Source organism: Curtobacterium sp. C2H10 (assembly GCF_025407985.1).
Taxonomy (GTDB): Bacteria; Actinomycetota; Actinomycetes; order Actinomycetales; family Microbacteriaceae; genus Curtobacterium.
In genome coordinates this window covers 1-270 of the sequence record NZ_JABXGF010000148.1, presented here as the reverse complement: position 1 = coordinate 270, position 270 = coordinate 1, and the positions used below count along the sequence as shown (strand labels likewise).

At 61.5% G+C, this 270-nt stretch carries 1 protein-coding gene; it reads right to left on the bottom strand.

The genetic code is table 11. The features are described 5' to 3' along the window. Positions 1 to 270 (bottom strand): hypothetical protein (locus HWD93_RS18415; RefSeq protein WP_261647596.1); only part of this gene is annotated, 270 nt, incomplete at both ends.

Below are 270 nucleotides of genomic sequence, written 5' to 3'. Positions count from 1 at the left end.
CGGTAACCGCGCCAATTTCATACAGCTGCGCGGTGGCCAGATCTTCGATCAGCGGCGTATGCGCGCGCATGAACGCGTCCCAGCCGGTATCGTTTTCAGCAACCATGCGCTGGATGTTTTTGCGCGTCATCTCCTGCATCTGATTGTGCACCGCGCAGGCTAAGCCGCTCGGGGCGATCAGCTGGAACGCGTGCAGCAGATCGTCCTCCTCGACCCGCGGGAAGCGGCCGGGAGTGGCTTCGAACGTCGAGAATTTAAACGCGCAGACGC